27 protein-coding genes and 1 tRNA gene are annotated in these 26,154 nt (G+C 61.7%); 12 read left to right on the plus strand and 16 right to left on the minus strand.

Features of this window, described 5'->3' with window-relative positions:
- Window positions 1–2: 2 nt before the first annotated feature.
- On the minus strand, window positions 3–680 hold the full coding sequence (locus JHL16_RS27480; protein ID WP_200188085.1) for an SOS response-associated peptidase: 678 nt from the start codon (window positions 678–680) through the stop codon (window positions 3–5).
- Complete coding sequence (locus JHL16_RS27485) at window positions 680–1,282, minus strand: TetR/AcrR family transcriptional regulator (RefSeq protein WP_200188086.1); 603 nt, start codon at window positions 1,280–1,282, stop codon at window positions 680–682. Before JHL16_RS27485 ends, JHL16_RS27480 begins: the two co-directional genes overlap by 1 nt.
- Window positions 1,283–1,403: 121 nt before the next feature.
- Here JHL16_RS27485 and JHL16_RS27490 point away from each other — a divergent pair, with 121 nt between their 5' ends.
- Window positions 1,404–2,624 carry an MFS transporter gene (locus tag JHL16_RS27490; protein ID WP_200188087.1) on the plus strand — a complete coding sequence of 407 codons (1,221 nt, stop codon included), beginning with the start codon at window positions 1,404–1,406 and terminating at the stop codon, window positions 2,622–2,624.
- Window positions 2,625–2,643: 19 nt separating this feature from the next.
- Here the strand turns inward: JHL16_RS27490 and JHL16_RS27495 are convergent, their stop codons facing one another.
- Complete coding sequence (locus tag JHL16_RS27495) at window positions 2,644–2,841, minus strand: DUF3606 domain-containing protein (protein WP_137853809.1); 198 nt, start codon at window positions 2,839–2,841, stop codon at window positions 2,644–2,646.
- Between the two features lie 99 nt (window positions 2,842–2,940).
- Here JHL16_RS27495 and JHL16_RS27500 point away from each other — a divergent pair, with 99 nt between their 5' ends.
- From JHL16_RS27500 to JHL16_RS27515, 4 genes are all read left to right on the plus strand, one after another.
- Window positions 2,941–3,369 carry an NUDIX hydrolase gene (locus JHL16_RS27500; protein WP_200188088.1) on the plus strand — a complete coding sequence of 143 codons (429 nt, stop codon included), beginning with the start codon at window positions 2,941–2,943 and terminating at the stop codon, window positions 3,367–3,369.
- Between the two features lie 190 nt (window positions 3,370–3,559).
- Window positions 3,560–3,805, plus strand: a complete 246-nt coding sequence (locus JHL16_RS27505) for a hypothetical protein (RefSeq protein ID WP_246771185.1) — start codon at window positions 3,560–3,562, stop codon at window positions 3,803–3,805.
- 49 nt (window positions 3,806–3,854) lie between these two features.
- Window positions 3,855–4,592: a tRNA pseudouridine(38-40) synthase TruA gene (truA, locus tag JHL16_RS27510; protein WP_200188090.1), complete on the plus strand. Its 738-nt coding sequence runs from the start codon at window positions 3,855–3,857 to the stop codon at window positions 4,590–4,592.
- A gap of 91 nt (window positions 4,593–4,683) precedes the next feature.
- Complete coding sequence (locus JHL16_RS27515) at window positions 4,684–5,370, plus strand: outer membrane beta-barrel protein (RefSeq protein ID WP_200188091.1); 687 nt, start codon at window positions 4,684–4,686, stop codon at window positions 5,368–5,370.
- On the opposite strand, the gene JHL16_RS27520 is transcribed toward JHL16_RS27515, so the two are convergent.
- From JHL16_RS27520 to JHL16_RS27540, 5 genes are all read right to left on the minus strand, one after another.
- On the minus strand, window positions 5,361–6,488 hold the full coding sequence (locus JHL16_RS27520) for a helix-turn-helix transcriptional regulator (RefSeq protein ID WP_210346097.1): 1,128 nt from the start codon (window positions 6,486–6,488) through the stop codon (window positions 5,361–5,363). The two genes, JHL16_RS27515 and JHL16_RS27520, sit on opposite strands and share 10 nt — an antisense overlap.
- Before the next feature lie 68 nt (window positions 6,489–6,556).
- Window positions 6,557–7,447 carry an EamA family transporter gene (locus JHL16_RS27525; protein WP_200189560.1) on the minus strand — a complete coding sequence of 297 codons (891 nt, stop codon included), beginning with the start codon at window positions 7,445–7,447 and terminating at the stop codon, window positions 6,557–6,559.
- A 2-nt stretch (window positions 7,448–7,449) separates the two neighbouring features.
- Window positions 7,450–8,019 (minus strand): hypothetical protein, encoded by a 570-nt coding sequence (locus tag JHL16_RS27530; RefSeq protein WP_200188092.1) that lies wholly within the window; start codon window positions 8,017–8,019, stop codon window positions 7,450–7,452.
- A complete protein-coding gene (gene dapE / locus JHL16_RS27535; protein ID WP_200188093.1) occupies window positions 8,016–9,179 on the minus strand; it encodes a succinyl-diaminopimelate desuccinylase in 1,164 nt (387 codons plus the stop codon). Before dapE ends, JHL16_RS27530 begins: the two co-directional genes overlap by 4 nt.
- 80 nt (window positions 9,180–9,259) lie before the next feature.
- Window positions 9,260–9,781, minus strand: coding sequence for a DUF805 domain-containing protein (locus JHL16_RS27540; protein WP_200188094.1), 522 nt, complete (start codon window positions 9,779–9,781; stop codon window positions 9,260–9,262).
- A gap of 203 nt (window positions 9,782–9,984) precedes the next feature.
- On the opposite strand from JHL16_RS27540, the gene JHL16_RS27545 reads away from it, so the two are divergent.
- Complete coding sequence (locus JHL16_RS27545) at window positions 9,985–10,401, plus strand: hypothetical protein (RefSeq protein ID WP_246771187.1); 417 nt, start codon at window positions 9,985–9,987, stop codon at window positions 10,399–10,401.
- Between the two features lie 70 nt (window positions 10,402–10,471).
- On the opposite strand, the gene dapD is transcribed toward JHL16_RS27545, so the two are convergent.
- Genes dapD through rpmH form a run of 7 tightly spaced genes read right to left on the minus strand, consistent with a single transcriptional unit; the run spans window position 10,472 to window position 16,005 of the window.
- Entirely contained in the window at window positions 10,472–11,308 is an 837-nt protein-coding gene (gene dapD, locus JHL16_RS27550) for a 2,3,4,5-tetrahydropyridine-2,6-dicarboxylate N-succinyltransferase (RefSeq protein ID WP_200188095.1), read from the minus strand.
- A gap of 53 nt (window positions 11,309–11,361) precedes the next feature.
- A complete protein-coding gene (locus JHL16_RS27555; protein WP_200188096.1) occupies window positions 11,362–12,057 on the minus strand; it encodes a pyrimidine 5'-nucleotidase in 696 nt (231 codons plus the stop codon).
- 56 nt (window positions 12,058–12,113) lie between these two features.
- Window positions 12,114–13,010, minus strand: coding sequence for an acetylglutamate kinase (argB, locus tag JHL16_RS27560; protein WP_200188097.1), 897 nt, complete (start codon window positions 13,008–13,010; stop codon window positions 12,114–12,116).
- A gap of 42 nt (window positions 13,011–13,052) precedes the next feature.
- On the minus strand, window positions 13,053–13,700 hold the full coding sequence (yihA, locus tag JHL16_RS27565) for a ribosome biogenesis GTP-binding protein YihA/YsxC (RefSeq protein ID WP_200188098.1): 648 nt from the start codon (window positions 13,698–13,700) through the stop codon (window positions 13,053–13,055).
- Window positions 13,697–15,493 carry a membrane protein insertase YidC gene (gene yidC / locus JHL16_RS27570; protein WP_200188099.1) on the minus strand — a complete coding sequence of 599 codons (1,797 nt, stop codon included), beginning with the start codon at window positions 15,491–15,493 and terminating at the stop codon, window positions 13,697–13,699. Before yidC ends, yihA begins: the two co-directional genes overlap by 4 nt.
- 12 nt (window positions 15,494–15,505) lie before the next feature.
- Window positions 15,506–15,856 carry a ribonuclease P protein component gene (rnpA, locus tag JHL16_RS27575; RefSeq protein ID WP_200188100.1) on the minus strand — a complete coding sequence of 117 codons (351 nt, stop codon included), beginning with the start codon at window positions 15,854–15,856 and terminating at the stop codon, window positions 15,506–15,508.
- A gap of 14 nt (window positions 15,857–15,870) precedes the next feature.
- Entirely contained in the window at window positions 15,871–16,005 is a 135-nt protein-coding gene (gene rpmH, locus JHL16_RS27580) for a 50S ribosomal protein L34 (protein ID WP_137853823.1), read from the minus strand.
- Between the two features lie 287 nt (window positions 16,006–16,292).
- Between rpmH and JHL16_RS27585 the strand changes: the two genes are divergently transcribed.
- The 5 genes from JHL16_RS27585 (at window position 16,293) to JHL16_RS27605 (ending at window position 24,110) form a co-directional block, all read left to right on the plus strand.
- A complete protein-coding gene (locus JHL16_RS27585) occupies window positions 16,293–17,792 on the plus strand; it encodes a sensor histidine kinase (protein WP_200188101.1) in 1,500 nt (499 codons plus the stop codon).
- Window positions 17,782–18,810, plus strand: a complete 1,029-nt coding sequence (locus tag JHL16_RS27590) for a P1 family peptidase (protein WP_210346098.1) — start codon at window positions 17,782–17,784, stop codon at window positions 18,808–18,810. The genes JHL16_RS27585 and JHL16_RS27590 overlap by 11 nt, the downstream gene beginning before the upstream one ends.
- 331 nt (window positions 18,811–19,141) lie before the next feature.
- Window positions 19,142–19,218: transfer RNA gene (locus tag JHL16_RS27595), tRNA-Arg, on the plus strand.
- A gap of 381 nt (window positions 19,219–19,599) precedes the next feature.
- Window positions 19,600–23,421, plus strand: coding sequence for a hypothetical protein (locus JHL16_RS27600; RefSeq protein WP_200188102.1), 3,822 nt, complete (start codon window positions 19,600–19,602; stop codon window positions 23,419–23,421).
- A 113-nt stretch (window positions 23,422–23,534) separates the two neighbouring features.
- Window positions 23,535–24,110 carry a helix-turn-helix domain-containing protein gene (locus JHL16_RS27605; protein WP_348647289.1) on the plus strand — a complete coding sequence of 192 codons (576 nt, stop codon included), beginning with the start codon at window positions 23,535–23,537 and terminating at the stop codon, window positions 24,108–24,110.
- A gap of 19 nt (window positions 24,111–24,129) precedes the next feature.
- On the opposite strand, the gene JHL16_RS27610 is transcribed toward JHL16_RS27605, so the two are convergent.
- Window positions 24,130–24,573: a hypothetical protein gene (locus tag JHL16_RS27610; protein WP_200188103.1), complete on the minus strand. Its 444-nt coding sequence runs from the start codon at window positions 24,571–24,573 to the stop codon at window positions 24,130–24,132.
- A 279-nt stretch (window positions 24,574–24,852) separates the two neighbouring features.
- On the opposite strand from JHL16_RS27610, the gene JHL16_RS27615 reads away from it, so the two are divergent.
- On the plus strand, window positions 24,853–25,902 hold the full coding sequence (locus tag JHL16_RS27615) for a DUF4238 domain-containing protein (protein ID WP_200188104.1): 1,050 nt from the start codon (window positions 24,853–24,855) through the stop codon (window positions 25,900–25,902).
- Window positions 25,903–26,154: the final 252 nt, after the last annotated feature.

The following is a 26,154-nucleotide window of genomic DNA, read 5'->3' on the forward strand; positions in this document are numbered from 1 at the left end:
TCTCAAAACAGCGACATCTGATCCGGTGGCGGCGGCGGTGGCTTGGGCGCCGGCGCCCGGCGCTCGAGGGTCACCGGTGCGAAAACGAGTGACGGATCGGGATGCGCCTTTACCAGATCCAGCGCCTGGTTCGCCTCGACTCTGTCATTGGCGAGCCAGTCTTCATGAAGATCGGGCGGAACGATCACCGGCATGCGGTGATGCAGATGCGCGATGGGCGGCAAAGCTTCGGTCGTCACGATGGCCGCGGTTTCGAGCTCGCTGCCCTCCGCCCCTTGCCAATGCTCCCAGATCCCCGCGAAGGCGAAGGGCGCGCCGTCGGCGCGGGCGATGTGATAGGCCTGCTTGCGACCCTCTGGTCCCGACCATTCATAGAAACCATCGGCCGGGATGAGGCAACGCCGGCGCCGGATGGCGTTCTTGAAGGATGCCTTTTCGAGGATGGTTTCACTTCTCGCATTGGTGAGTGGCTTGCCCGGCGCCACTTCCTTCGCCCAGGACGGCACGAACCCCCAGCGCACCAGGACCAGATGGCGGATACCGTCCCTCTCCGCCCGGATGATGGCGATGGGACTGCCCGGCGACACATAGGCACGCGGCGGGAAATCATGCTCCTCGACATAACGCAGAAGCTCGCGCAGATGATCCGGCTTGGCGTTGAGCTTGTAAAGATTGCACATCAGGCGGCCTCGGGTTTGGCGAGAAGTCCGTCGAGCAGCGCCGTCATGGCGCGCACCGCCTCCTGCGACGCCTTGCGCTGGTCCTCGGCATTGGCGATGAGGAGCGAGGCGTAAAGCATCGTGCCATTGAGGATGTGCGCCGTGGCCCGGGGATCGATGGTACGCACCGTCCTTTCCTCGATCAGCTTCTCGAGTGTCGCGGTCATGTTGCGAATGCACGCGGTCTGGCTCGACCATTGCGAGGGATCGCCCAGGACGGCGGGACCATCGCGCAGGATGATGCGCTGGATCTCGGGATCGAGCGCCATCTCGACATAGGTCACGCATTCATCGACGAAACCTTGCCAGCGCGACGGCGCCTGGCGCGTGACGGCGCTCATGCGCGCCGACATCTCGCCGTCGATCTCGGCGATGACCGCCTGGAGCAGCCCCTTCTTGTCACCGAAATGATGATAGAGCGCGCCGCGGGTCAGACCGGCCTCGGCAGTGAAATCGTCCATCGACGCTTCGGCGTAACCAACCGTGCCGAAGGCCTTGCGCGCCGCCGTCACCAGCTTCGCCCGCGTCTCGGCAATCATCTCCGTTCGGGGTTTATGAGCCATGCGTATTTTTCACTCACATACAGGGCGCAGGTCAATTGACATACGTTACGTATGTTATTATGTAAGATCACATACGCCCCGTATGTAGATGACGAAGGCGTCAGAATCCAGGAGTTTTCCGATGTTTTACCCCTATCGCGACATCTTCAGGGCGCCCGGCACGGTCGGCTTCGCCAGCGCCGGCTTCATCGCCCGCCTGCCCCTTGCGATGGTGCCGATGGGGCTCGTCGCGATGCTCTCCCAGACGCATGGCGAATATTGGCTGGCGGGCGCCGTCTCAGCCACTTTCGCCCTGACCAATGCCCTGGTATCGCCCCGGATTTCGCGGCTCGTCGACCGTCATGGCCAGGCCCACGTCCTCATTCCCGCGACCATCGTCGCGCTCACGGCTTTCATCCTGCTGCTCGCCGCCACCACTTGGCGCTGGTCGAGCGCCCTGCTCTTCCTCTTCGCCGCTCTTGCCGGCGTCATGCCCAGCATGCCGGCAATGATCCGGGCGCGCTGGACGGAGATCTATCGCGACACGCCCAAGCTCAGCACGGCCTTCGCCTTCGAATCGGTCTCCGATGAAATCCTCTATATGACCGGCTCCGTTCTCTCGATCGGGTTGAGTGTCGGCCTGTTTCCGGAAGCTGGACCGCTCTTCGCCACGGTCTTTCTGGCGGTCGGCACCTTCCTTTTCGTGATTCAGAAAAAAACCGAGCCGCGCATTCATGCGGTTGCCCAAAGCGGGGCCGCATCGGTGATCGCCTTCCGGCCCCTGCAGCTCATCACCTTCGTCCTCCTGGCGCTCGGCACGCTGCTCGGCACCGCGGAGGTCGCTGTCATAGCCCTCACCAAGGAGCTCGGGCAGCCCGGTGCCGCGAGCTTCGTCCTGGCCGGCTATGCCGGGGGCTCGCTCGTGGTCGGCCTCGTCTTCGGCGTCCTGAAGCTCAAGGCCAATCTGGCGCAGCAATTCGTCTTCGCGACACTCATCGCCGCGCTCACCGCGCTGCCGCTCCCCTTCATCACCAATATTCCGATGCTGGGCCTGGCGCTGTTCATCGCGGGCGCCGCGGTATCGCCGAGCTTCATCACCGCTTTCGGCCTGATCGAGCAGAGTATCCCAGTTGCCCGGCTCACCGAGGGCATGACCTGGGCGATGACCGGGATCGGCATCGGCATGGCGGCGGGCTCGTTCAGCGCCGGCTATGTGGTGGACGCCTATGGTCCTGCCAGCGGCTTCTGGGTTTCGGTCACCGCCGGCGTGCTCGCGCTCGCGGCCGTCACAGCTGGCTATCGCATGCTGGCGGACAGGACACGCAACATATGCGCGACGCCGATCCAGATGGCGTGCGACTGAAACAGGTGCTGTCGGAAGGCTATTTCTTCTTCTTCGCCTTCATCGCCTCGGCGGCCTTGGTGAGCTTCTCGCGGCTGTTGCCGACCTTGTCGATCAAGGCGCGCGTCTCGGCCGCTGTGATGCCATGCTTCCTGGCAAAATAGGCTACTTCATAGGTCTCGCCCTTCGCCACTTTGGCGCGATCGGCTTTGCCGCGGGCTTTCTTGTTGTCAGCCATTGCTTCATCCCCGTTGTGATGTGAGTTCTCGACTCACATGAGAAGCTTACATTGGCTCCGGATTGAATCAATCAGCCCCATGGCTTAGGGCTACACCCCATGAACAATCCCAAACCCTTTCCCCGAATCGGCGTCAGCGCCTGCGTGTGGCGGGACGGCAAGGTGCTGCTGGTCGAGCGCGGCAAGGAGCCGTGGAAGGGCAAATGGAGCCTGCCCGGCGGCGGTCTCGAATTCGGCGAGACGGTGCGCGCGGCGGCGGCGCGCGAGCTCGCGGAAGAGACCGGCGTCACCGCCGATCTCGTGAAGCTCGTGGATGTCGATGATGCGGTCATGCGCGATGAGACCGGCCGGCCCATCGCCCATTATTCGATCGTCTGCTTCACCGGCCATTGGCGCTCGGGCGAACCCGTCGCGCGCGACGACGCGACCAATGTGCAATGGGCGGAACGCGCCCTTCTCGACGACCTCGATATGACGCCTGGGACGGCGGACTATATCCGGCAGGCTTGGCAATTGTTAACGACTTGATTCAATAAGGGACGCGGGCGTTAACCCTTTCCTAAGGATCAGGTAGTCCGGCCACATTGCTCTGATAAGTTTCAAATTGTGCTGATTCGGTTGGTGGGCTTGCCGGCGCCAGTGTAGCGGGCGTGCGGCTTCGCAAGCGTCTCCCTGCGTACCGGGAACGCCCAAGGTGGATGGGATGGATAGAGAGACATTGGATACTGAGACCCCCGCGCCGCAGACCGAGCCGAAATATGTGGCGCTGCGCTACATCATGGAAGCCTGGGAAGAGGCCGTCTATGACGGCATCGACCCCGATTGCGTGGCGACGGCGGCGATTTTCGCCGCCATGTCCGACCTCATCACCACCTACGGTGAGGAGCCGGTGGCGCGCATGGCGGAACGCTTGCCGGAGCGCATAAGGGCGGGCGAGTTCACCCTCAACAAGACCCGGCAATAACGCGCGAAATTTGCTTTCATCGGCGGGGCGCGTGCGGGCATAAGGTGCCATGGCGCGCTTCAAGATGACCATCGAATATGACGGCGGACCTTTCGCCGGCTGGCAGCTGCAGGCCGATGCCCTGACCGTTCAGGGCGTGCTGGAGAATGCTGTCGCCGTGCTGACCCAGGGACGCCCGGTGGTGCACGCCGCCGGGCGCACCGATGCCGGCGTCCATGCGACGGGCCAGGTGGCGCATGTCGATATCGAGCGCGCCTGGGACACGCGGGTCTTGCGCAACGCCATTAATGCCCATCTGCGCCCGCATCCGGTGAGCGTGCTCGCCATCGAGGAAGTGACCGAGGACTTCCACGCGCGCTTCAGCGCTCTGCGCCGGCATTATCTCTATCGTATCGTCAACCGACCGGCGCCGCTGGCGCTCGAGCTGGGCAAGGCCTGGTGGCATCCCGTCCCGCTCGACCACGTCGCGATGCACGAGGCGGCTCAGGCCCTCCTCGGCAAGCATGATTTCACCACCTTCCGCGCCTCCTCCTGTCAGGCGCAGTCACCGGTCAAGACGCTCGACCGCTTCGACGTGATGCGAAGCGGAGACGCGATCGACGTCGTCGTCGAGGCGCGCTCCTTCCTGCATCATCAGGTGCGCTCGATGGTCGGATCGCTCAAGCTCGTCGGTGACGGCAAATGGCCGATCGAAGAGCTCGCCAGGGCGCTCCATGCCCGCGACCGCACCCGCTGCGGACCGGTGGCGCCGCCGACCGGTCTCTATCTCACGCAAGTGGATTATTGACCCCAGTTCGATTGCGGTCATTTGGCGGCATCCGCTCGGCATGCACTGCGCCAGACTGTCTTCTCAATCATCGGATTCGGGGGCGTGTCTCGTGATCAGGAAATCGTGCCTTGCTTTTGCCGTCTCGCTCTTCGCCCTGACCACCGCCCAAGCAGCCGACATCGAGCCGCCCGCGGCCTTCGATTGGTCAGGCGCCTATGCCGGGATCATAGCAGGCTATTCCTGGTCCAATTTCGACACCTCGCCGACCGACCTGCCCAACAGCGACGACTTCAAATGGAACCAATCCCTCGATGTCGATGGCGGTCTGGTGGGCGCCGAAGCGGGCTGGAACCACCAGATGGACGCTTTCGTGCTCGGCATTGCCGCCGACTTCAGCGTGATGGCTGCCAAGGATGACTCGCCCATCAACGTCGATGAGAAAGACGAAGTCTATGTCGGCGAGCTCGAATGGCTGGCCACCTTGCGCGGCAAAGTCGGCTATGCCCTCGACAATATGCTGCTCTTCGCGACCGGCGGCGTGGCGCTGACCGAAGCCAAGCTCGCCTATGAAGATTATGATGATGGCGCCTTGGATGTCCGCTTGGGCGACAAGGATACGATGTTCGGCTGGGTCGCCGGCGGCGGCGTCGAGTTCGCGCTGGCTCCCGTTTCAGTGAAGATCGAATATCTCTATGCCGATTTTGACGATCTCAATTTTCATTTGAGCGACGAGATCCTCGGCGATGCCGAGGTCGACACGCATATCCTGCGTGGCGGCCTGATGTTTCACCTCTGAGCGTTCAGCGCGGATCCGAGAGGACCTGCTCCCTTCAGCAAAGCGACAAGCTGGCTCTGCTGGCCGGTACCCGTCTTGTGGAGAACACGGGCGAGATAGCCGCGGCTGCTCTTGACCGTGATGCCGCATTCCGCCGCCGCTTCCTTGAGGGTGCGCCCGGCGACGAGCGCCGAAGCGAGGCGCGCCTCGGCCGGCGTCAGGTCGAACAGGCCGGTGAGAATGCCGGGGGACGGCACGAGCGCCGTGGCGCTGACCGCGGTCGCCGCGACCAGGATATCGGCGCCGGAAAAGACGTCATGCGCCGCCCGGCGCAGCGGCACCACATGCAGGATGACCGGCGGCGAGCCCTCGCGCGCGGCGACGGGAATGGAACGCACCAGAGGCTCGCGGTCGCCCCGGCTGGCCGCGACCGTCTCCTGCAGCAGCTGATTGGCCCGTTCATCGGCAATGGCGAGGCCCCCGAAGGCCGCCGGCAGAAAGAGCCGCGGCATGTCTTCGAGCAAGGAATTGACGGCGAGGACCCGGCCGGCAACGGTCATTACCGCGGCCGGTAACCCCAGCGCCGCGAGCGCGGAAACCATCGCCTGGGCGCGCTCCATGCCCAGCCGCGCGGCGATCAGCCCGGCGCGCGCCATATGCGGGTGGAGGAGTTCGAGCACCTTGATGTCGTTTCTGACATAAGGCCCGTCACTCTCCCGCTTTCCAAAGACATAGACGGCCAGTTCGCCCCCCGGCATGGGAATGATCGTGCCCATCTCGCCATTGAGCCCGAGCTTGCGCTTGTTCTGGAAGGGAATGTCGGCGGCGAGGAACTCGGGAGGGTAATAATCCTGCGCGATGATGAAGCCAGTAAAAGGATGCCGGTGATAATAAGGTATCCGCCCGCTTTCCATCCACTGACCGCTGGAACAGAAACGCTCGGTGATCTCGCGGACGAGCTCGGTGGCGCGGAAGCGGATCGGCCGGATTCCGTCGAAGACGAACATCGTTCCGGCATGCGATCCCGACAGGCTTCCCAGATCGTCGAGCACCCCCGGCCATAGCTCGGGAAGGAAGGCGGCCTCATACAGACGGTCGATAAGCGCCGGCACGTCGTCATGGCTGATGCTGCTGCGCAACGCTCGCTCCCTCTCCCTTCCGCCATCATGCACAGCCCGAAGATATAGGAAAGCTCACGCCGGTCTGGTCAGGCGCCCTGGCTCTGGGCTTTGGTGGTCATGATCACGCCGAGGACGATGATCGCCGCCCCGAGCCAGGTCAAGAGCCGATAGTGTTCGTCGAGGAACAGCACTCCGGCACCGAGGCCGATGGCCGCCGCGACATAACCGATCTGGCTCAGATAGACCGGGCCGCCGACTGCCTGAAGGCGGAAATAGAAGGCGAACATCGCGGCGGCCGACGCGCCTTGCAGCGGCACCAGCCACGGCACGTCGGCAAGGGTGGCGAAGGAGCCGACCTGCCCCAGGCCGAGCACGGCCACCAGCAGCATCGCCGCGGTGGCGAGATGGCTGCCGGCGGCAAGCTCTATCGGTCCGGTGTCTTTCGGCCAGTCATAGGTGCGATAGACATTGCCGAGCGCGAGGCAGACGGGCATCAGCAGTCCGATGACCACCCAGAAAATGTCGGCCGGCCGGTCGGCCACACCGCGCGTCGTCGCCACCATCACCGCGCCGATGAAGCCGACCACGATGCCGGCAATGCCGAGCGCGTTCGGCCGGCGCACGCCGAGCAGGATCGACAGGATCAATGTCACGATCGGCGAGAGCGTGTACATGATGCCGGCATACCCCGCCCCCAGATGCGGAATGGCCGAGAACAGCAGAAGATTGGGAATGGCGTAGGAGATGAGCGCGGCGATGAGGAAATAACGCAGACGATGCGGGCTAAGCGCGATCGGCCGCCGCCGTACCAACAACACCAGGAACAGGACGCCGCCGGCTCCACAGGAGATGACGAAGGGCCACAAGATCGGCGGGACGCCGGCCCCGGTGGCGATCTTGCCGAAAGGCAGCGTCAGCCCAAGGAGAGCGCCGGTCACGATCAGCAGGCCCAAGGCCGAATTCCACAGATGTTTCACCACTAGCGGATCCAGTGGGCCATGCCGATTGACAGCGCGTAGTCGGCAACCACGAAGACTGTAGCAATCAGCCAGGTCGTTTCGAGTCCCCTTCTCGCGATATACCAGCTCACATAGAGCAAGGGAAAAACAACGATCTCAAGCAGGATGAAAGCGGGATAGGTCGTGCCCTGGACCAGATGCAACAAATGCGGCACGAGTGTCAGAGCCACGGTCGGCAGCACCATCCAATTATAGATGACCATATAGCGGACATAGCTATGCGCGACGCCGCACAGCTTGGCGAGCAGCGCCGCGGCCGGCGGCCAAACCACGATGGCAATGATGAGATGACCATAGGCGCGGCCGATGCTCAAAGGCTGGATCTCCGCCGTCGGATCGGCAAGCTCGATGCCGAAGCCGTAGTCGGAAATGAAGATCGGATACATCAGGACGAGCAACGGCACGACCATGGCGAAAGAGCGCCAGAAGCCGTCGACGGTCAGGTTAAAATCCTGTTCCGCGTCTGGATCGCGAAGGATGAAGCGCCAGCATCCGCGCAGTGCCGTCAATCCCTCCCCGACGATCGTCACGCGGGCTTCCGTCCGGCATAGGCATCGATGATGGCGCGGTATACGCCCGCGAGATGGCGCAGATCGGCGATGGCGATCCGTTCGTTGACCTGATGGATGGTCGTGTTGAGGGGGCCGAATTCGAGCACCGGGCAATAGTCCTTGATGAAGCGGGCATCGGAGGTGCCGCCCGATGTCGACAGCTTGGCGTGGACACCGGTCTCCGCTTCGATCGCATCGAGCACGACACCGACAAAGGCGCCGGGCTCGGTGATGAAGGCATCGGCGCCATTGACGACGTCGAGGGTGAAGGTGCCGCCGAGTTCCTCCTCGATCCGCGCGCAGGCGTCCCGCACGATGGCGATGAGCGTGTCCGGCGTGTGCTCGGTATTGTAGCGGATGTTGAAGCGGGCCTGGGCGCGGCCGGGAATGACATTGCCAGCCGGATTGCCGACATCGATGGTGGTGAAAGCGAGCGTCGTCGGGTCGAAGTGATCATTGCCGTCGTCGAATTTGTAGGCGGCGAGCCGGTCGATCAGGCGGGCGAGCTTGGGGATCGGGTTGTCGGCCTTGTGCGGATAAGCGACATGGCCCTGCATGCCGGCCACCGCCAGATCGAAGCTCAATGAGCCGCGCCGACCGATCTTGATCGTGTCGCCGAGCTTCTCGGCCGAGGTCGGTTCGCCGACGATGCAGTGATCGGGAACATGGCCGTTCTCCTTCATCCAGGCGAGCACCTTGGCGGTGCCGTTGATGGCGGGCCCCTCCTCATCGCCGGTGATGAGCAGCGACAGCGAGCCGGTGAAGCTGCCGGCCTTCACCGCATCGGCGGCGGCGGTAGCGAAGGCCGCCACCGATCCCTTCATATCGGCGGCGCCGCGGCCATAGAGGAAGCCGTCGGCCTGAAACGCGGCGAAAGGCGGCGCCGCCCAATCCTCCAGACGTCCCGGCGGCACGACATCGATATGGCCGGCAAAACACAGATGTGGTCCACTCTTGCCGATGCGCGCGAAAAGATTGTCCACGTCAGGCGTGCCCTTGTCGGAGAAGACGAGCCTTTCACAGTGAAAGCCCGCGGACCGCAAGTATGCCTCGAGGCAATCGAGCGCACCCGCCTCGGTGGGCGTTACGGAAGGGCAGCGAATGAGATCTTCGAGAAGCGGAAGCGGGTCGGTGTCCATCGGCACAGTCTATCCATAAGCAAAGCGCCCGGCCATAACATGACCGGGCGCTTGAGTGGGAAAAAATGAATTGCGGAATGCTAGACGCGTTTGCCGAAGACCGGCCGGCCATCCGTATAGGGCGAACGCGCCTGGGCGCGTGCCGGCGTGGAAGCCGTAACCGCGGCAATCGCGGCGGGCCTGTTCATGAGGCTGGCCTTGCCTTGGCCGGCCTGGCCGCGCAGAGCTTCGATGTCACCCGCGACATTGAACGAAAAGATCGGATCAGGCCCGTAGTCATTCGTTCCATCGTCGCCGCGCAACAGTCCAAGCTCGATGAACTGCCAGATGCCGCCGACGATGGGGATAAGACAGATAAGGATCCACCAGGCCGACTTGCCGCGATCATGGTAGCGCTTGCCGGCGACGCAAATGGACATCCAGAGGCTGAAAGGAAGAAGCGCGATCGGAACCAGGAGCAACGGGATATTCTGAGTGGCGAGGCCGGGGATAAGGGCGAGCCAGGCCACGAAGGCGATGGCGAAAAGCACAAGCTGTCCAAGCCAGTATTTGGCCCGGCCGATACGGCCTTCAAGACTGAACAGCAGTGAAACAAAACTCATGGCCCCGCCCCTCGCGATGTTATGGGCGATACTTACCTTGGTGCCCTTTAAGCCTGCGTAAAATCAGATGGATAAAATCAATTCGGAGCAGCAACAATCCGTTAAGAAATGGCGGACGGGCGCCTGAGGGCGGCGACTGTTGCGCAAGGGCAGAATCGCGTAAGGTGTTCCGATAACCATTGGAAAGAGCTGGGGAATAGAACATGGATGAAGGCGCGGCATCGGCCATCGTAGGTATTATTTTTCTGCTCGTCCTGGTCGCGCTGCCGATCATCCTGAAAGTCTGCGGCATCGGGGCCAAACGCGTCACCATGAAGAACCCGGCCACCGGCCAGATCAAGACCGGCTTCTTCGGCTTCTCCTGGACCTATTTCTTCTTCGGCTGGTGGGTGCCGCTGCTGCGTGGCGAGCTCGGCGTCGCCGCACTCCATCTGCTCTTTTCAATCGTCACCCTCGGGATCTGGCAGATCATCGTCAGCTTCATGTACAACCGGCAATATACGAGCCGCCTGATCGAAGCCGGCTATCGCTTCTTCGACAGCCCGGAGGTCAATCAGAAGGCGGCCGAATATATCGGCGTCGACCTGGACGTCCACCGGCCGCAGCCGGCGGTGCGTTAGGATTCTCACTTAATCCTGAAGGACGCTTCGAGGCTCGGCTGCGCCGGGCACCTCAGCGTGAGGATTGGATTCAGTCGCGCAACAATTCGTTGATGCCGGTCTTGGAGCGCGTCTTCTCGTCGACGCGCTTGACGATCACCGCGCAATAGAGGCTGGGACCCGGCTCGCCATTTGGCAGAGGCTTGCCCGGCAGGCTGCCCGACACGACCACCGAATAAGGCGGCACGCGGCCCATGAAGATCTCGCCGGTGGCGCGGTCGATGATCTTGGTCGATTGCCCGATATAGACGCCCATGCCGAGGACCGAGCCCTCGCCGACGATGCAGCCCTCGACCACTTCCGAGCGGGCGCCAATGAAGCAATTATCCTCGATGATGGTGGGACCCGCCTGCATCGGCTCGAGCACGCCGCCAATGCCGACGCCGCCCGAAAGATGCACGTTCTTGCCGATCTGGGCGCAGGAGCCGACCGTCGCCCAGGTGTCGACCATGGTGCCCTGATCGACATGAGCGCCGAGATTGACGAAGGACGGCATCAGCACGACGCCGGGGGCAATATAGGCGGAGCGGCGCACGATGGCGCCCGGCACGGCGCGGAAGCCGGCCTTGCGGAACTGCGTGGCGGTCCAGCCGTCGAACTTGGACGGCACCTTGTCCCACCACTTGGCCTTGCCCGGGGCGCCGCCGATGATCGCCATGTCGTTGAGGCGGAAGGACAGCAGCACCGCCTTCTTGAGCCACTGATTGACCGTCCACTGGTCGCCGTTCTTCTCGGCGACGCGCACCTTGCCTTGATCGAGCTGGATCAATGCCTGATCCACCGCTTTGCGGACAGCTCCCTTGGTCTTGAAGGAGATCTTGTCGCGCTCGTCCCAGGCTGCTTCGATGGTGGCTTGCAGATCGGCCATGTTATTCCCTCTAAATCGTCATCCGGCGGAAACTAGCGCGCACCGGCTCGAAGTCAATTGCGTTCGGCGACCAGCTTAGCCAGGAAAGCGGCGATGTCGTCGGTCACGTGATGGACATGGGCCTCGCCTGCCCCGCCATGCAGGCTGTTGAGGTGCTTGGCATCGGTGTTGTCGGGAGACGTCACCAGCACGGTCGTCATGCCGAGCTCATGCGGCGCCTCGAGATTGCGGGCGATGTCCTCGAACATCGACGAATGGGTGGGATCGATGCCCGTCTGGGCGACGAATTTGCGATAGGGCCCGATAGCGGGCTTAGGGATATAGTCGGAATGGACGATGTCGAATATGTCGCCGAAATGATGGGTGACGCCGATACGGGCCAGGACCTTCTGGGCGTGGGCGACGGTGCCGTTGGTGAAGATCAGCTTGCGGCCGGGCAGCGCATGGAGCGCCTCGTCGAGAAGCCGGTTGGCCGGCACCGGTGAGTGATCGATGTCATGCACGAAATCGAGGAATTCCTCGGGTGCCACCTTGTGCTCGCTCATCAAGCCGCGCAGCGTCGTGCCATATTCGTAGAAATAGGCCTTCTGGATACGCCGCGCCTCGGTGGCGTCGATGCCGAGCAGGTTGGACACGAAGGCGCCGATCTTGACATCGATCTGGTCGAACAGCCGGCAGCTCGCCGGATAGAGCGTGTTGTCCAGATCGAAGATCCAGGTGTCGATATGATCGAAGCCTCTGGTGGTCAAACTGCAGCATCCTTTTTCTTACCCCTCTCCCCCGCAAGGGGGAGAGGGGATAACACTTATACTCCCGAGCGTGACACGCGGGTGCCGACGCCGTGCGGGGTGAAGAGCTCGAGCAGCACGCTGTGCGGCACGCGGCCATCGAGGATGATGACGCCCTCGACGCCCGATTCGACCACCGAGACGCAGCTTTCGATCTTAGGGATCATGCCGCCGGTGATGGTGCCCTCGGCGATGAGCTTGGGGATGCCGGCAAGAGTCAGCTCGTGGATGAGCTCCTTGTTCTTGTCGAGCACGCCCGCCACGTCGGTGAGCAGCAGCAGGCGCTTGGCATGCAGCGCCATGGCGATGGCGCCCGCCGCGGTGTCGGCATTCACATTGTAGCTTTCGCCGTCCATGCCGACGCCGACAGGCGCTATGACCGGAATGGCGTCGCTGTGAATGATGGTCTGCAGGATCTCGGTATTGACCCGGTGCGGCTCGCCGACATAGCCGAAATCGATCGTCTCGGTCTGCCCGGTCTCGGCGTTCACCTTGGTCTTGGTGAAGCGCTCGGTCATGAGCAGGTTGCCGTCCTTGCCGGAAATGCCGACGGCGCGGCCACCGGCCGACTGGATGAGGCCGACGATCGACTTGTTGATCGAGCCGGCGAGCACCATCTCGACAACTTCCATCGTCTCCTTGTCGGTGACGCGCAGGCCCTCGCGGAACTCCGATTTGACCTGCAGCTTGTCGAGCAGCCGGTTGATCTGCGGACCGCCGCCATGCACCACCACCGGGTGGATGCCGCACAGCTTGAGCATGACCATGTCGCGGGCGAATTTGCGCGAAAGCTCAGGATCGACCATGGCGTGGCCGCCATATTTCACCACCACGACCTGATCGTCATAACGCTGCAGGAAGGGCAAGGCTTCAGAAAGAATACGGGCGGTTTCGGTGGCGGAGGTCTCGGACATGGCTGCGTAGTCCCGGATCAAAAAAACCGATGCGCTTATACTTCAATTGCGCCCGCTCACAAGCCCCGCGATCTCGGCACGCAATTCCGGGAAGCCGCGCCCGGTCACACTCGACGTCAGATGCACCTCGGGGAAGGCGGCGGGCCGCTTCTTGGCGATGGCGCGGGTCTTCTCCAGAAGCTCCGGCTCATCTTTGGTGAGGATCTTGTCGCCCTTGGTAAGCACGATCTGGAAGGTGACGGCGCTCTCATCGAGCAGCTTGAACATCTCGAGATCTGTGCCAATGACGCCGTGGCGGGCATCAACCAGCACGAAGACGCGGGTGAGGCCGGGACGCGCCCTAAGATAGGTCCTGAGCAACCCCTGCCACTTCTTGACGTCGACCTTGGCCGCCTTGGCATAACCATAGCCCGGCATGTCCACCAGCGTCAGCTTACCGGCGCCGATGTCGAAGAAATTGAGCTCACGGGTGCGGCCGGGCGTATTGGAGGCGCGCGCCAGCTCCTTATGGCCGGTGAGTGCATTGATGAGCGAGGACTTGCCGGCATTGGAGCGCCCGGCAAAGGCGATCTCGACGCCGTTCACGTCCGGCAGCTGCTCGGGAATCGCCACGCCCATGACGAAAGAGGCAGGCCCCGTGAAAAGGAGTCTGCCCCGTTCAAGCTGATCGGCTGTCCAGTCCGTTGTCACCCGGTACTGCTCTTGCGTTTGAGGAACGGCAGGCTGTTGCGGATATTGCCGAAGAAGTTCACCTCAACACCCTGGCGCCGCATGATGTAGCTCTGCTGCAGGATGGAGAGGAAGTTGTTCCACGCCCAATAGATCACGAGGCCGGCCGGGAAGGAGGACAGCATGAAGGTGAACAGGATCGGCATCCAGTTGAAGAGCTGGGCCTGGATCGGATCCGGCGGCGTCGGGTTGAGCCGCATCTGCAGCCACATGGTGATGCCCATGATGATCGGCCAGACGCCCAGCATCAGATAGTGGCCGAACACCGGCACGGTCGAGGGATCCCACGGGATGAGGCCGAACAGGTTGAAGATGGTGGTCGGATCATGCGCCGAAAGGTCCCGGATCCAGCCGAAGAATGGCGCATGGCGCATCTCGATGGTGACATAGATCACCTTGTAGAGCGCGAAGAACACCGGGATGGCGATGAGGATGGGTAAGCAGCCCGACAGCGGCGAGACCTTCTCGCGCTTGTAGAGCGCCATCATCTCCTGCTGCTGCTTCATGCGGTCGTCGGGATGGAGCTGCTTGATCTTCTCCATCTCCGGCTGCAGCTTCTTCATCTTGCTCATCGACTCGTAGGACTTGTTCTGCAGCGGGAAGAACAGGAGCTTGACGATGACGGTGACGATGAGAATGGCGACGCCGAAATTGCCGATATAGGACTTGATGAATTCGAGCAGCCAGAACAGCGGCTTGGTCAGGAACCAGAACCAGCCCCAGTCGATCATCAAATCGAAGCGGTCGATCTTGTATTTCTCGCCGATGGCATTGATGTTCTGCACCACCTTGGCGCCGGCGAAGAGGCGGTCCTCATAAGAGGCGCTGCCGCCGGCCGGTACGTTGATGGCGGTCTTGCCGAGATAGTCGGCCTGGTAGCTGTCAGCGCCGTTTGCGGTGACGTGCTGGAAGGTGCCGGTGAGATCCTGAGCCTGGTCGGGAATGAGCGCGGTCGCCCAATATTTGTCGGAGAAGCCCAGCCAGCCGCCAGTCGTGTCGACCGGCATCTTCTTGCCCTCTTCCTTGAGGTCGGAATAGTGGACCTCCTGCAGCTTGCCGCCCAAGACGCCGATCAGGCCCTCGAACAGCACATAGATGCCGTCGACCTTGGGCGTGCCCTGGCGCAGCAGGCGGGCATAGGGGAAGAGCGAGACCGCATTGGCGCTCTTGTTCACGACGTCCTGCTTCACGGTGAAGAGATAGTCCTCATCGACCGAGATGGTGCGGGTGAAGGTGAGGCCTTCGCCATTGTCCCAGGTGAGGACGAGCGGCTTGCCGGGCGCCAGAGTGGCGTCGGCCGGGGCCTGCCATTCGGTGTTGAGGTCGGGCAGCTTCACCGTGGTGCCGGCGGCGGGAATGAAGCCGTGCTCGGCGAAATAGCCATGCGGGGTGCCGAGCGGGTTGAGGAGCGCGATTTCGGGGCTCTTCGGGTCGACCGTCTCGCGGTAGTTCTTGAAGCGGATGTCGTCGAAGCGGGCGCCGGTGAGATTGATGGAGCCGTCGATGACCGGGGTTTCGATCGTGATGCGCTTGGCCGAAGCGATGGCGGTCTCTCGCGGGACGACGGGGGCCGCCTGGGTGCCCGGAACGACGGCGCCCGGCTGCTGCTGCTGGCCGCCCGTTACCTGGGTCTGCTGCTGAGTCTGCTGCTCGAGCTTCTTCTGCGTCGGCGCCGCATAAAAATATTGCCAGCCGAAGATGATCGCCATGGAGAGGACGATGGCGAGAATGAAATTCTTATTATCATGCTGCATGGGCAGTCCCGTTCACCGGTCGGTGGTGTGCAGCCTTTTCAAGGCTGTCCTAATGTCATTTTGAAGGCTTGAAAACGGCCTTTCGAGGCCTTGGGCCCTGCCGATCAGCACATAGTCATGGCCAGGTTCAGCAAGCTCGGGCAGCGTGAGGCGGGCCGCCTCGCGCAAGCGCCGCTTGATCCGGTTGCGCGTCACCGCGCCGCCGAGTTTCTTGGTGACGGTGAAGCCGGCACGGGCCGGTCTTTCATCCTTGCGGTCGCGCATCTGCACGACCACGCCCTTGGCGGCGAAGGAATTGGCTTTCGCGGCGGCGAGAAAATCCTGCCGCTTCACGATGCGCTCGATCAGCTGGTTGGGGCTCAATGGCCCCGTCCACGTTACGCGGACAGCCGCTTGCGGCCTTGCGACCGGCGGCGCGCGATCACCTTGCGGCCGCCCGTGGTGGCCATGCGGGCCCGAAAGCCATGGCGGCGCTTGCGGACAAGCTTCGAGGGTTGATAAGTGCGCTTCACAATCTTTCTCCGTCGTCAGTCCCCTGTCCTGGCGCTCGATCCACGGACCGGGCAGCCGGCCCGGAGAGCGCCGCGAGGGGACAATTCACTCGCTTCTGGAATGGCGCGGCATATAGGGTGAAAAGGCGAGCAAAGTCAATCTTCACCCGATATTTCCCGCAATCGCCAGGGCGCCTGCGTCACCAAGGCCGGTTTTCCGCCCCAAGGGCAACCCAACCCCACCCGTTAAGGCCGCATTGTAACTCCACTTTTTCCTTTCCGTCCGGGGTGTTAGTGTAACCGCCATAATGACGGATCCCGCCACAGCTGAGCGCATGAAGAGCCCGGGCCTGTTCCAGGGCCTGTCGGGCAAGCTGCTGCGCCTGACGCTTCTTTTCGTGATGCTGGGCGAAATCCTGATCTTCCTGCCCTCCATAGCCAATTTCCGGTTGAACTGGCTCAAGAATCGGATCGCCCAGGCCGAAATCGCCGCTCTGGCCGTCGAGGCCGCCCCCGACCAGATGCTGTCCGAGGACCTGAAAAGCGAGCTCCTGGCCGGGGCGGGCGTGCTGGTCGTGTCGCTCAAGAAGGGCGACTCGCGCCAGCTCATCCTGCGCAGCGACAGCTATGACATGATCGACGAGAGCTTCGACCTGCGCGAGAGCTCGACGCTGCCCGCCATCTATGACGCCTTCGGCGCCCTGATCGCCGGCAATGGCCGGGTGATCGGGGTCACCGACACGCCGCCCAACAGCTCGGGCGAGCTCATCGACGTGGCGCTCGAGGAGGCGCCATTGCGCGCCGCGATGCTGCGCTACGCGCTCAACATCTTCCTGTTGTCGCTGTTCCTGTCGGCCCTCGTCGCCGGCCTCGTCTTCCTCGCGCTGAACCAGGTGCTGGTGAAGCCGATGCGGCGGCTCTCCGAACATATGCAGGCCTATGCCGGGGCGCCGGAGAATCCCGAGCGCATCATCGCGCCGTCGAAACGCAGCGACGAGATCGGCATCGCGGAGCGCGAATTGCGCCACATGCAGCTGGAGCTTTCCTCGGCGCTGCATCAGAAGAGCCATCTGGCCGCACTCGGCCTCGCGGTCAGCAAGATCAGCCATGACCTGCGCAACATGCTGTCCTCGGCGCACCTGATCTCCGACCGGCTGTCGATGGTGAACGATCCGACGGTGCAGAAATTCGCGCCGAAGCTCATCCTCTCGCTCGACCGGGCGATCTCGCTGTGCGTGCAGACGCTCAAATATGGCCGCGCCGAGGAGCCGAAGCCGAAACGCGACAAGTTCATCCTGGCGCTGCTCGTCGATGAGGTGATCGAAGGCGTCGTCGTCGAGGCGTCGAGCCGCATCGTGCTCTACAACAATGTGCCGCAGACACTGTCGGCCGATGCCGACCGCGACCAGCTGTTCCGTGTGCTGACCAATCTGGCGCGCAACGCGGTCGAGGCGCTGGAGCAGCATCAGAAGGACGCGCCCTCCGAGCGCGACGGGGTGGTGACGATCAAGGCGTGGCGCGAGGGATCGGTCGTCACGGCGAGCGTCAGCGACAACGGGCCCGGCATCCCCGAGCATGTGCGGGGCCGGCTCTTCGAGGCGTTCCAGAGTGCCGCGAAACCGGGCGGCACGGGCTTGGGCCTCGCCATCGCCTTCGACCTGGTGCGCGCCCATGGCGGCGAATTATGGATGTCGCAAACGGGGCGTGACGGCACGAGCTTCATGCTGACCTTGCCCGACCGGGTGAGCGAGGTGCGGCCGCCCAAACGGGGCGAGCGCGCAGAGCGCAGGTCCGCCCTTGACGGCTAAATCCGACGAGATCAGGCCGGGCCCGCGCAATCTCATCACCGATGTGGCGGGGCTCAAAGTGGGCAATGCCGAGAACTGGCTGGCGCTGACCGGCACGACCGTGATCCTGCCCGACGAGCCCGCGGTGGCGGCGATCGAGATCGGCGGCGGGGCGCCCGGCAGCCGCGAGACGGCGGCGCTCGATGCCGCCAATCTCATCGAGACGGTGCATGGGCTGGTGCTGTCGGGCGGCTCGGTCTTCGGGCTCGACGCGGCCTCGAGCGTCGTCATCGAGCTGGCGAAACGCGGCGTGGGCTTCACCTTCGGCAACCAGCCGGTGCCCTGCCCGGTGGTGCCGTCGGCCATTCTCTTCGACATCATGAATGGCGGCGCCAAATGGCCGGACGATCAGCCGCCCTATCGCGAGCTGGGGCTCGCGGCGCTGCAGGCGGCGAAGCATGATTTCGAGATCGGCAATAAAGGCGCCGGCCTTGGCGCCATTGCCGGGCGGCTCAAAGGCGGGCTCGGCAGCGCGTCGTCGCGCTGGCGCGATTATACGGTCGGCGCGATCGTGGCGGTGAACTCCGTCGGCTCCTGCGTCATTCCAGGCACGTCGAGGCTGTGGGCGCGCGACATGGCGCTTGGGCTGGAGATGGGGCCGGACACATCGCGCGAGGGCGCGCGACCGCAGGCATCGCCCCTCGAAGACAGCAAGTTCGATCCGAAGCCTTTGCAGAACACCACCATCGCGGTGGTGGCGACGGACGCGACGCTGAGCCGAATCGAGGCGAAACGCTTCGCCATCATGGCGAGGGACGGCCTGGGGCGGGCGATCCACCCCATCCACACGCCGTTCGACGGCGACACGGTCTTCGCGCTGTCGACGGGCAAGAAGCCCCTGCCCGAGCAGCACGCCCTGGGTGTCGCGGCCTTGGGGAGCATCGCCGCCGACACATTGACGCGGGCCATCGGCCGGGCGCTGTGGGCGGCCGAGAGCACGGGTGGGTTTCCGGGGTATCGCGAGAAGCACCGGCTCTGAGGGCCGGCACGCCGATACAGGGATTTTCAGGGAATTACAGGGAAATTTCGCGAAAAAAGTGCCGACCTGAATGATTTCAATCACTTGGCGCCCGACACGCCGCCGCATCAGGGAAATCCGGAGACCTCGCGGCAGATCAGCCCGGCGATCACCATCTCTCTTCGTCTTCCTCGCCACTTCGACCCTTCCGTTTTCATCCAGCTGCGGAATGTCGAGCCTTTGTGGCCAAATAGGCCAGCGAAAAGATTGGTGAAATCCGTGGCTTGCCTTTGCCGGAAAGCCGTATTAGAGAGTGCGCCCGCGGGCGGCTTGCCGCCCCTTATTCCATTGCGCGCCCGTAGCTCAGCTGGATAGAGCACCAGACTACGAATCTGGGGGTCAGAGGTTCGAATCCTTTCGGGCGCGCCATATTCTAATACACAGCTATCAACACCCGGATGCCTGGGACGGCGCGTTCCAGCACTGTGTCTAAGCTGGAATGCGGATAACGATCATCGATCTCCACGGCGCCGGCTAAGGATTGTAAGGCACGCTTTCCAGAACAAGACTTCCGCCATGGTTGATATACTCACACATGAGCGTGCCGAAACCAGCGATTCCGTGATTAGCCGGCCGACCACCACCTGACTCTTCTATTTCACCCATGGCGGCCCGCAAGAATTCGGCATGGACGGTGGATCAAGCCGTGGCAATACCGCACCCACAGGCGCGACCGAGCCCTGATATTCCTAGCAAGACTGAGTTACCACCGTTCGTTGACGCGATTGCGTCAACTGCATAGGCTAACCCATGTTCGAAATTACTGGCGACGATATCGCTGCTTTAAGCGACGCGGATCTGCGTACCTTAATCGGGCTTCTCTGCGAGGCGGAGATGCGCCGACGGAAGCTGCCCACATCCGCCATCACCTACGGTGGAAATCAAGACGCGAAAGACGGCGGTCTCGATGTTCGGGTAGCACTTCCGGTCGGGACGGAGATCGAAGGCTTCGTGCCGAAGCCGGCATCCGGTTTTCAGGTCAAGAAGCCCGATTTGCCACGGGCGGAGATTCTGAAGGAGATGATACCGAAGGGAGGCGTACGGCCCGTCATCCTCGAGCTCGCGGCGGCTGGTGGCGCCTACATCATCGTGAGTTCTACGGGTTCCACATCGGACTCGGCTCTGACCGACCGCCGCAGCGCGATGGCCGAAGCCATCAGAGGCACGCCCGCCGAAGGTAAGCTCGCGCTCGATTTTTATGACCGTAACCGGACGGCGACATGGGTTCGGGATCATCCCGGGCAGATTCCGTGGGTACGTGCTCAGATCGGCAAGGCGATGCCGGGTTGGCAATCCTACGGTTCGTGGTCGCTTGCGCCCGCTGGTGTTGACGCGAGCTACCTAGCCGATGACCTTGCGCGCATACGTACAAGCGACAAAGACGGTGAAGGGGTCTCCGCAATCGAAGGCATCAACCGTATCCGGAAGGTGCTTGCCTTACCTGGGAATGTGGTGCGGCTCGTTGGGCTTTCCGGTGTCGGCAAAACACGGCTTGCTGAAGCGCTGTTTGACGCTGGCGTTGGCGAAGACGCGCTTGATCCATCGCTTGCGATTTATTCCAACGAAGCAGACGAGCCCGGCCCTCCGCCTGCCGGGCTTGCCTCGGACCTGATCGCCGGACAGACCCGCGCCATCCTGGTTGTCGATAATTGCACACCGGAACTGCATAGGCGGCTCTCAGAGATCGCACGATCGAATGGTTCGACAATCAGCGTACTCACTATCGAGTACGATATTCGAGAGGACCAGCCGGAGGGCACTGACGTCTTTGTTCTGGAAACGTCTTCCGTACCGCTGATCGAGAAGCTGTTGAAGCGGCGTTACCCGCACCTCTCGCAGATCGATGCGCATACCGTTGCGGAGTTCTCTGGCGGCAATGCCCGGGTCGCCATGGCACTGGCATCCCGGATCGAGAAGACCGAAGCCGTCGCGGGCTTGAGTGAAGAAGAGCTTTTCAAGCGTCTCTTTCAGCAGCGCCACGATCCTGACCCATCGCTCCTCCTAACTGCGCAAGCCTGTTCCCTAGTTTATTCGTTCGACGGCGAGACTCTTGATGGCGACGAGGCAGAGCTTCCCGTCCTCGGCAGCCTCATCGGCAAATCGACCGAGGAGATGTATGCCGGAGTGGCAGAGCTCAAGCAACGAGACCTCGTGCAGACTCGCGCAAAATGGCGTGCAGTGCTGCCGCATGCGATCGCTAATCGTCTCGCCAAGAGAGCGCTTAATGCCGTTGCGCCGGCAAGGGTAAATTCGGTGCTCGTCGACAATGCATCGGAACGCCTTCTCCGCTCCTTCTCACGGCGTCTTGGATATCTTGATGACAGCAAGGAAGCTCAGGCTATCGTGAAGGCTTGGGTGGCGCCGAACGGTCTGCTCGGTGATCTAGCAAATTTTACGGAGCTTGGCCGTGCGATGTTCACTAACGTCGCACCGGTCGCGCCGAAGGCCGTACTTTTGGCGCTAGAGAATGCACTGTCTGTCGCCGATGAGGCCACGCTCCTACGTTGTACGCATTTCGTTCGGCTCTTGCGCTCACTCGCATACGACTCCGCCTTCTTCGAACGCGCTCTTGCCTTGCTCGTGAAATTCGTGGCGCTTTCAACTGGCGATGACAAGGACAATGACGCGACTGGTGTTGTTAAGTCACTATTCCATATCGTCCTATCCGGCACACATGCTCCAGTCGAAATACGCGTGAAGGCCGTGGAAGCGCTGATGACCTCCAAGGACGAGGCCATGCGCCACCTTGGTGTCAAGGCGCTCGAATCCCTAATGAAGACAGACCACTTCTCCTCACACTATGAATTCGACTTCGGTGCGCGTTCCCGAGACTACGGCTACTACCCGCCAACCGGCGCGGATGTGCGCGCATGGTTCGACACCGTACTGAAACTCGCGGGCAAGTTTGCCCTGTCGGACAGTCCTGTAGTCGGAGAAGTGCAGAAAGCAATCGCCCGGAAGTTCCGGGGCCTCTGGACCCACTCGGGCAGGGCGGATGAGTTAGACCAGCTTTCTCGCGCGATCGCCGCCATGTCGTTTTGGCGCGACGGCTGGATCGCTGCACGCCAGACCCGCGTCTACGATGGCAAGGGTATGGTCCCTGAGCTTCGCGATCGCTTGACGGAGCTGGAAGAATTCCTGCGGCCTAAGGATATTGTCAGTAAAGTGCGCGGGCTTGTCATCGGTGCGCGCGCAGGAGGTCTCGACCTGGATGACTTTGATGATGACGAAGACGACGATGAGAGTGGCTCGACCGCGCGCTACGCTGAGCGTGCTGCACGTTCAGCCACGGCAATGCGTGAACTCGGCCATGACGTGGCGGCGGACAACGGCACGTTCAAAACCGTGTTGCCGGAGTTGATGGCTGGAGACACACGGACGTCATCGTTCGGCGAAGCATTGGCAGAGGCCACCGAAAACCCGCGCGCGATGTGGGATGCGATTGTTGCACAGTTTGCAGCAACCAAAAACGCAAGCCCACAGCTCTTGCGCGGATTCATAAGTGGACTGCAGAAGCGTGATGCGGCACTTGCCGACGTTGTCCTTGATGAGGCGCTGGAGCATCCTGCTTTTGCCGCGTGGTTTCCGATTCTGCAGGCCAGCGCACAGCTTGACGAACGCGCACTTGGCCGGCTGCATCGTGCGCTTGCGCTCGGTAAGGCACAGATCGCGAATTACCAATGTCTGGCCTATGGCCGTGTCTCCGACAACGTGCCGGGCCCGGAGTTCCGCGACTTGGTGATTGCCATCGCGCGCAGGCCTGGCGGATTCCCGGTCGGTCTTGAGGTAATCTCGATGCGCTTGTATTCGGACCGCAGTGACAAGCGCCAGCCGTTGCCGGAGGTCTGCGAAGCGGGTCGCTTTGTGCTCAATGCATTTGAATTCCACGGAAAGGATAACCACACGACGCGGGAGGATCACGAGCTTGGCGTCGTCGTCATGGCTTCGTTGGCCGGAGAGGAAGGTGCTCCCATTGCGAAGGCGCTTTGCCGCAAGCTCTTGGTTGCCGCAGCGAATCACGATGTCAGCGGATACGACTACGACGATCTTGTGAAGGCTCTGCTGGAGATCCACCCGTTCGCCATCCTTGATGAGCTGTTCTCCGGCGATGCGAAGTCACAACGGGCGAGCGTACGCCTTCTTAACAATCTTCTGCATTTTCGCAAGAACGTCATGGATGCGTTGCCCGATGATATCGCAGTTATGTGGTGCGACCGAGATCCTGCATTGCGCTATCCGCTCGCCGCATCCGTGGTCTTACTCTTCAAGCGGCCGAAGGAGGGCGAGCCCCACGAATGGACACCGCTCGCGAGGAGGCTACTTGAGAAAGCGCCGGACCCGCGCCACGTGCTAAATGAAATCGTCAATCGCCTCCGTCCCTCAAGCTGGAGTGGCTCGCTTGCGACCAAGCTCGAGGGGCGACTCAAGCTCCTGAACAACCTGCCTGGGGCCGATACCCCTGTCCTAGCCGAGGCGATGGCCGAGGCGAAAAGAAAACTAGAAGCGTACGTCGATGCCCAGCGCCGAATCGAGCGGGAAGAAGACCGCGCGCATAACAACCGGTTCGAATGAGAAGGCCTAGGATGAGGCGTTCGATCATTCTGGGATTCGGTGACAGTGCTGGGCTGCACCCCTTGAATGAGACACGGCAATTTCGGTTACAGGTAGTCCAAGGAGGATAGCCTGTGCTGAAGAGAAGCAGCAAGTCCAAGAGCGGCCAGTACCCGGTAGCGTTCAAATTGAAGGCCATAAAGCGGGTCGAGCGTGGTGAGGGCGTTCTGCCTGTGGCGCGCGATCTGGGTGTGACGCGCAAAGCGCTGCATGACTGGGTGAGAGCCTACAAAGCTCTTGGCCCAGAAGGCCTCAACCGCAAGCGCGGGCCGAAGCCCGGACGCAGGCGGTTGAAGCCGGTACCGGATGTTCCGATAGGTGAAGGCCGGGGAGCTTTGGCGGTTGCGCATCATCGTATCGCTGAGCTTGAACGGGTGATCGGCCGCCAGCAACTGGAACTCGATTTTTTTTCGACAAGCCTTGCGTGCCATGGACGGGAAGGCCACGCAAGGCAGACGCGGACCCGCCTCGCCGAAGTCGTCAAAGAGATGATCGCAACGAACCCCACTCATGAGGCTGGCCATCTGTGTCGGCTCGCGGGCCTCTCGCGTGCGACCTACTACAGGCACCTTGAGCGTACTGCCCCCAACGAGCTCGATCATGATCTCCAGGAGGCCATCCAGCACATCTCACGTCAGAGAAGCATCTGAGCTACGTCCGCGTCGGCTTTTAGTTTGCCTTTGGTATTTTGATTTCACCCTTGTTTTCCATCATCCATTCTCCAAATTGATCCAGTTTGATGGATCCGCCTATCTCTGCAGCGACAGCTCCAGTGCCCGATTCTAGGTTCTGCAGTCGTTGTCGAAGCCCTTCGATGAACTCGCGTTTCCAGTGTTGTTTCAATTCCGGATGAACTTTGTCCAATACATCGTCCTGTACCACCTGCGCATATTCGTATGCCGATCGCAGATTCACAATGATTGGCTGTATTTGCTCCCTAGAAACAATTAAGCCATTGTCATTCTGGATACGATTGGCTTCGTTAAAGGCGTTCCAAGCATTCAGTATATTACGCGCATTTGAACGTTGCTCTTGTGTCCAGCTTTCGTTGTCAGAACAAGCTGCAATGAGCAAAAGAAATGCGAGAAAGAATGTGTTTAGTATAGGTCTCATAATTCGCCTCTAAACTGAGCGATACAATATACCAAAGTTTCGGTGACAGCGCATTTAATTGCCACGCCGCAGAGTGAATGCTCAGGGGGGAGGCGCCAAGATTAAGTGCACTGTCACCGAAATTCGAAATTCTGTCAGAAATTCTCGTCACCGAAATTCTGTCACCGAAATTTCCAGGATTGAAGATGCGATCATTGCGCGGATGAGTGCCGCCCCTGACGCGTCGACAGACGACAACACGTTGCGTCGGTAGTTGAAGCACCACATCATCCACCCGCCATGCCCGCCAACAAATCCCAACACTTCGTACCCCGTTGCTACCTCCGTGCCTTCTGTGCGGACGATGAAGGCGCGGCAATCAATGTGTTCAATATGGCTCGCGAGCTGCTGATACAGGCGGCACCGGCTAAGGGGCAGTGCGCTAAGCCTTATTTCTACGGGCGCGACGGCGAACTGGAACGGGCGCTGCAAGAGCCCGAAGGTGAATACGGCGAGATCATGCGGCGCGTCGTCAACGATCCCCATGCGGCGACATGGACAGACATCTCGACCCTAAGCGGCTTCATGCTCTTGCAGTCCTACAGGAGCGCCGCATGGATCGAGGGCGAAATCCGGCTAGCCGAGGCGGAACGCGCGATGGTGGCCGACGAGGCCACGCCGGAGCTGCTGGAAAGCCTTGTTGTGACCCACGAAATGGCCCTTCAGCTAGCACTGAGCGCCTTCAGAAACAGCATCGAAAGTACGGCTCACCTCCAGACGCGGATTGTACTCAATCGAACGGTGATGCCGTTCTTCACGTCCGACGATCCGGTGGTCTATACTAACCGCTTCCACCTGCAAAAGAACGTGTTGGGGGGCGCCGGCATCGGTAGTCCGGGTGCCATGCTCCTGATGCCGCTAACACCCCGCTTTCTGCTCTTGTCTTTTGATCCGGCTATCTACCGCCTCGAGAAACTTTTGGGGAAACTCGGCGTCATCGACCGTGTTTCGGACGTGGCCGCCTTTAACGACCTGCAGGCGGTGCGTGGCCATGCCAATCTCTATTTCCGGGACTGGAACGACCGTGCGCTGGTCGCGTCGATGTACGAAAAGGCCAAGCCGCGCCGCAGGGAGACATGGTTTGACGTGGAGACCCTGCAGGAGACCGAGGCCGGTAGCAATACCTTCGTGGCCGTAGCGGGCCGCTGGGTCCACCACCCTGGACGCAGGGAAATGCTTCATACGCAACGCAACATACCCGCGCCCGCCACCTGGCCTTCGCTGCTAACCTACACCGAGCACGCGCGCCGCGCCAGACGCGGCGTCGACCAGGCTAGTCTGTGGGAATAATCCTGCAGGTGGGAGGCCACGTGAAAGACCATTATCGATTTCGGTAACAGTGCATTTAATGTCAGTCCGGAGAATGAATGCCTAGGGCATGCACCAAGATTAGATGGCACTGTCACTGAAAAAGCGAATAGCTTGGTTCGCGGTGTCTTCTAGCTTGTGACATTAAGAACACACGATTATATCGGTCGACGCGATCGCTACAAGTCCCGATGGCCATCGTGAATTCTGTCGGCGCGCCACTGAACTTATGCG

The organism is Taklimakanibacter albus (genome assembly GCF_016595235.1).
Taxonomy (GTDB): Bacteria; Pseudomonadota; Alphaproteobacteria; order Rhizobiales; family Aestuariivirgaceae; genus Taklimakanibacter; species Taklimakanibacter albus.